Origin of the sequence: Mesorhizobium sp. M4A.F.Ca.ET.020.02.1.1 (assembly GCF_004022645.1) — a bacterium.
GTDB lineage: Bacteria > Pseudomonadota > Alphaproteobacteria > Rhizobiales > Rhizobiaceae > Mesorhizobium.
Genome location: NZ_RZOI01000450.1, coordinates 1 through 5,119, shown reverse-complemented (window position 1 = coordinate 5,119; position 5,119 = coordinate 1). Strand labels below are relative to the sequence as shown.

The following is a 5,119-nucleotide window of genomic DNA, read 5'->3' as shown; positions in this document are numbered from 1 at the left end:
GTCCGGCATCATGTCGAGCAGCGGATGCGAGCCGTCGAGATTGAAATGCATGCTGCCGCAGAACAGCAGGGTCTTGCAGCCATCGCAGCCATTGGAGACGTCGTAGATGTTCTCGCAAACCGGCTCGATGCTGTAGCGGCCGATCGGCACGGCAGGCACGCCCGGCGCGCTGGCCAGAACGTGCTCGTCGCCGCGCGGGATCAGCAGCGCGTCGCCGACCGACAGCTCGATCCATTCCTTCGCCGGCGAGAACAGCCAGCAGCCTTGCTGGCCGATGAAGTGGAAGCGCGCCGCCTTCTGCGCGGGAAAGGACACCGCCCAGGGTTCCCCCAGCACGCAGCGACCATAGTCGACGCCGTCGAGGCGGAGGCCGCGTAGCATGTCGGTCAAAGGATCGCCGGAAGCCGGCAGTGCGGTTCTGGACGAATTGTAATTCATTTCGGCGTTTCTAGCATGGAAACTCCATCGCGTCACTTCCTATGTTGCATGTCAGCCAAATGTTGCGCCGCAAACAAGTCGGACTGGCAGAGCGCGCCCGCGAAGCATGTAACGGGTGGAGGCCGAGCCGGTCATTTCCTAAGTGGCGCGCAAACAGATCGGAGATTTAGCCATGACCGAACCCACCACGGGCGTCATCGACGCCGCTGTTCTAGACAGCGCCGACTCTCAAGAACGATCAGAGCCTGCTTGGGGCGCGGTGGTGTCGCTGGCGCTCGGGGTGTTCGGCCTTGTGACTGCGGAATTCCTGCCGGCCAGCCTGCTGACGCGGCTGGCGCAGGACCTCGGCGTCAGCGAGGGCGCGGCCGGGCAAGCGGTGACGGCGACGGCGGTGGTCGGCGCGATCGCGGCGCCGACCATGGCCATCGTCACCAAGCGGCTTGACCGCCGGCTGGTGATGTGGATGCTGACGGTTCTGCTCATCGTCTCCAATCTGCTCGCAGCCTTTGCTTCCTCGCTGACCATGCTGCTTCTGGCCCGGGTGGTTCTCGGCGTCGCGCTCGGCGGCTTCTGGTCGATGTCGGCGGCGATGGCGCTGAGGCTCGTGCCGATGCGGCTGATGCCGCGCGCCATGTCGATCATCCTCACCGGCGTTTCGGTCGCCACCGTCACCGCCGCGCCGGTCGGCGCCTATGTCGGCGATGTCTGGGGCTGGCGCACCGCCTTCATGATCGCGGCCGTCGTCGGCGCGCTGGCGCTCTTGGTGCAGCTTGCCACCATCCCGCGGCTGCCGCCGGCCGGCGTGGCCAGCGTGCGCACCTTGCTGGAGGTCTTGAAGCGGCCGATGATCAGGGCGGCGCTGCTGGTCGTGCTGCTGGTCGCCTCGGGTCACTTTGCCGGCTTCACCTATGTGCGCCCGTATCTCGAGGTGGTTCCGGTGCTGCCGATCGAGACGATCTCGCTGGTGCTGCTCGGCTACGGCATCGGCGGCTTCTTCGGCAACTTCGCCGGCGGCTTCATGGCCGAGCGCAACCTGAAGGCCGCGGTCGCCCTGGCGCCGCTGCTGATTGCCGTGTCGGCGCTGGTGCTGCTCACCCTTGGCGCCTCGCCGGTGACGGCGGCGATCGCCGTCGCCGCCTGGGGCTTCGCCTTCGGCGCGGTGCCGGTCGGGCTGCAGACCTGGCTGGTGCGCGCGGCGCCGGACGAGGCCGAAAGCGCCGGCGGGCTGATGGTCGCCACGTTCCAGGTGGCGATCGCGCTCGGCGCCGTCTTCGGCGGCCTGCTGGTCGACCATGCCGGCGTCGCCAGCGCCTTCGCCTATTGCGGCATCGCAACGCTGCTGGCGGCCCTGGTGGCGGTGCTGATGGGGCCGAAGCGCGCGGGCTAGCCAGCCCCCGCGCGATCATCCTACATCGGCCCGGCAGCCGCCCGGGCCGATGTCGCCGTGATCGCCGCCACGAAGCGCTCCAGGCTGTGCTCGACATAGGCGGTCAGCTCCATTTCGGGATCGAAGCTCCACCACAGCAGCGAGCCCTGCCAGTGCGACGCCATCAGCAGGCCGATGTCCTGAGGCATGCCGGGTATACCGGCGAAACAGTCGGCGAGCACCTTGCTTAGCGCCGCTTTCCAGGCGGCGCCACGTGCCCGCAGCACGGGATCGCGCAGGTCCTCGCGCAGCACCAGCAAACCTTCGGCATAGGATTCGATGTCGCCATAGCCGCTGGATAGACCACCCAACAACCGGATGGCCCCGGCCGGGGTCCTCGGCGTCGAGGCGGACAGCGCTTCGGTTTTCCGGTCGAGCCCATCCCAGGCATAAAGCAGCGTGCGTTGCTTCAGCTGCGCCTTGCTCCCGAAGCGCTGCACCAGCGTCGACCCCGATAGGCCGCATGCCCGCGCCAGCCGCTCGAAGGTCAGCGCCTCCGGGCCTTCGGCGTGCATCAGCCGGTAGGCGACCTCCAGCACCTGCTCGTCGGGTTGCGTTTTCGGCCGGGTCATCTTGACATCCATTTATAAACGAATGATCATTTATAAATTAGGAGCGCAGCAGGCGCCAGCCCTCGTTGTGGTGTTTTGGTTCGGGAGGTTTCGATGATGCTTGAAGGGAAGGTCGCCCTTGTCGCCGGCGCAACGCGCGGTGCCGGCCGTGGCATCGCGGTCGAGCTCGGCGCCGCCGGCGCCACCGTCTATGTCACCGGGCGCACGACGCGGACGCAACAGTCGGACTATGGCCGTCCGGAGACGATCGAGGAAACGGCTGAGCTGGTCACGGCGCAAGGCGGCAAGGGCATTGCCGTCCAGGTCGATCATCTGATTGCTGACGATGTGCGCGAACTGGTCGAGCGTATCCGTGCCGAGCAGGGCCGTCTCGATGTCCTGGTCAACGATCTGTGGGGCGGCGAGAAGCTGTTCGAGTGGAACAAGCCGGTCTGGGACCACGATCTCGAGAACGGCTTGCGCCTGCTGCGCCTGGCCATCGACACGCATCTGATCACCGCGCACCACGCGCTGCCGCTGATGATCGAGCGGCCGGGCGGGCTGCATGTCGAAGTCACCGACGGCACGGCCGAATACAATGCAGACCACTACCGGCTGTCGCCATTCTACGACCTCGCCAAGGTGGCGGCGACGCGCATGGCATGGGCGCACGCCAAGGACCTCGCGCCACATGGCGCCACGTCGGTCTCGCTGACGCCCGGCTGGCTGCGTTCCGAAATGATGCTGGAGGCCTTCGGCGTCAGCGAGGCGAACTGGCGCGACGCGACCGCCAAGGTACCGCATTTCGTCATTTCGGAGACGCCGCGCTTCGTCGGCCGCGCCGTCGTGGCGCTGGCCGCGGATCCGGAGCGGTCGCGCTGGAACGGGCAGTCGCTGTCCAGCGGCGGGCTGGCGCAAGTCTATGGCTTCACCGATCTCGATGGTTCGCGCCCGGATGCCTGGCGCTATGTCCCGGAGGTCCAGGATGCCGGCAAGCCGGCCGATGCGACCGGGTATCGCTAGAATTGCGCTAGGCCGAGCGACCGTCGAAGTCGAAGATCTGGACGGAGGCAAGGTCGATCCCGTCGAGGCAATTGATGTTGACATAGGCGCTGCGTTCGCTGCCGTCGCCGACGTCCTCGGCGAAGGGATGGATGCCGCAAAAGCGGCAGAAGCGATGGGCGATGGCGCCCTTGCCAAAGGTGTAACGGCCGAGGTCGTCGCCCCAGGCGAGCAGCCGCAGGTTCCGATGCGGCACCGCCCAGAGCAATGCCGCCTTGCGGGCGCAGATCGAGCAGTTGCAGCGCACGGCCCCGCCGAGCTCGCCTTCGACCTCGAACGCCACCTTGCCGCAGTGGCAGCCGCCTTTGTAGAGCATCGTTCCTTCTCCCCTTCGGCCCGGCAGTGCAAATATGCCTGATCCAACTCATTGTTGGAGCATGATCTTTCCGAAAACCGGTTCCCACTTCTCGGGATCATGCTCTAAAGACGCTGCAGCCTTGCGGAGTCCGACACCGAAAATGCAATCAGTCCGCGATCATCTCGAAATTCTGCTGTCGCGTCTCGCGACCCGCGCGAGCGACGAGTGCGTGTTCGTGCGACTGTACCCGGAGGCAGCGCGAGCAGCCGCTGACGCCAGCGATGCGCGGCGGAAGGCCGGCGTGACGCTCGGACCGCTCGACGGCACGATCGTCTCGATCAAGGACCTGTTCGACGTCGCCGGCGAGGCGACCACGGCCGGATCGCTGATGCTCAAGCCCGCCGCGCCCGCCTTGCGCGACGCCGCCGTCGTCAGCCGGCTGCGCCAGGCGGGCGCGGTCATCCTCGGCAAGACCAACATGACCGAGTTCGCCTTCACCGCGATCGGTACCAACCAGCATTACGGCACGCCCGGCAATGCCACCGACGCCAGCCTGATACCGGGCGGTTCGTCCTCGGGCGCCGGCGTCTCGGTCGGCGAAGGTACCTGTGACATCGCCATCGGCTCCGACACCGGCGGTTCGGTGCGCATACCGGCATCGCTGAACGGCGTCATCGGTTTCAAGCCAACGGCGCGTCGGGTGCCGCTGACGGGTGCCTATCCGTTGTCCGCGACGCTGGATTCGATCGGACCGCTGGCGCTGAGCGTCGCCGCCTGTGCCGTCGCCGATGCGGTGATGGCGGCTGAGGAGGTGCCCCCGCTGCATCTGCCGTTGCCACTTGCCGGACTTCGTGTCGGTATCCCGCGCGGCGTTCCTTTCGAGGACACCGAAAGCGAGGTGGCGACCGCGTTCGAAAGATGCCTGGGCCAGGTCGAGCGGGCCGGCGCGCGGGTTGCGGACCTGTCGATCGACGACCTGCTCGCCGAGATGCGGGCGGCGACCAGGCGCGCGACGATCGCGTCAATGGAAGGCGCCGAGGTCCATGCCGACTGGCTGGCGACAGGCGCTTCCGTGCCGGTCGATCCGCATGTCAGCGGGCCGTTGTCGCGCGCGCTGGCCATCCCCGCGTCGGTCTATATCCGGACAATCCGGCGCCGCAAGGCGCTGGCCTCAGCGATGGACGAGCGGCTGGCCGCGGTCGATGTGCTGGCCCTGCCGACGACGCCGGTGGCGGCGCCGACCATCGCCTTGATGGCTAGCGACGCGGCGCTGCGCGAGCGGACCGAAGGCCTGCTGTTGCGCAACACCCAGGTCGCCAACCAGTTCGATCTCTGCGCCATCTC

General features: G+C 67.3%; 6 protein-coding genes. 3 read left to right on the top strand and 3 right to left on the bottom strand.

The annotated features are described in order from the left end of the window. Positions 1-438: cupin domain-containing protein (locus EN742_RS23800; protein WP_148670216.1), on the bottom strand; the 438-nt coding region annotated here is incomplete at its 3' end. 172 nt (positions 439-610) lie between these two features. Here EN742_RS23800 and EN742_RS23795 point away from each other — a divergent pair. Further along, complete coding sequence (locus EN742_RS23795) at positions 611-1,825, top strand: MFS transporter (RefSeq protein WP_126058206.1); 1,215 nt, start codon at positions 611-613, stop codon at positions 1,823-1,825. A 20-nt stretch (positions 1,826-1,845) separates the two neighbouring features. On the opposite strand, the gene EN742_RS23790 is transcribed toward EN742_RS23795, so the two are convergent. Further along, positions 1,846-2,436, bottom strand: coding sequence for a helix-turn-helix domain-containing protein (locus EN742_RS23790; RefSeq protein WP_189375537.1), 591 nt, complete (start codon positions 2,434-2,436; stop codon positions 1,846-1,848). 93 nt (positions 2,437-2,529) lie between these two features. Here EN742_RS23790 and EN742_RS23785 point away from each other — a divergent pair, with 93 nt between their 5' ends. Continuing rightward, positions 2,530-3,438 carry an SDR family oxidoreductase gene (locus EN742_RS23785; RefSeq protein ID WP_126058208.1) on the top strand — a complete coding sequence of 303 codons (909 nt, stop codon included), beginning with the start codon at positions 2,530-2,532 and terminating at the stop codon, positions 3,436-3,438. Between the two features lie 7 nt (positions 3,439-3,445). Here EN742_RS23785 and EN742_RS23780 read toward each other — a convergent pair whose 3' ends face one another. Continuing rightward, positions 3,446-3,793, bottom strand: coding sequence for a GFA family protein (locus EN742_RS23780; RefSeq protein ID WP_126058209.1), 348 nt, complete (start codon positions 3,791-3,793; stop codon positions 3,446-3,448). A 142-nt stretch (positions 3,794-3,935) separates the two neighbouring features. Here EN742_RS23780 and EN742_RS23775 point away from each other — a divergent pair. After that, the coding region (locus EN742_RS23775; RefSeq protein ID WP_128333351.1) for an amidase at positions 3,936-5,119 on the top strand (1,184 nt) is incomplete at its 3' end.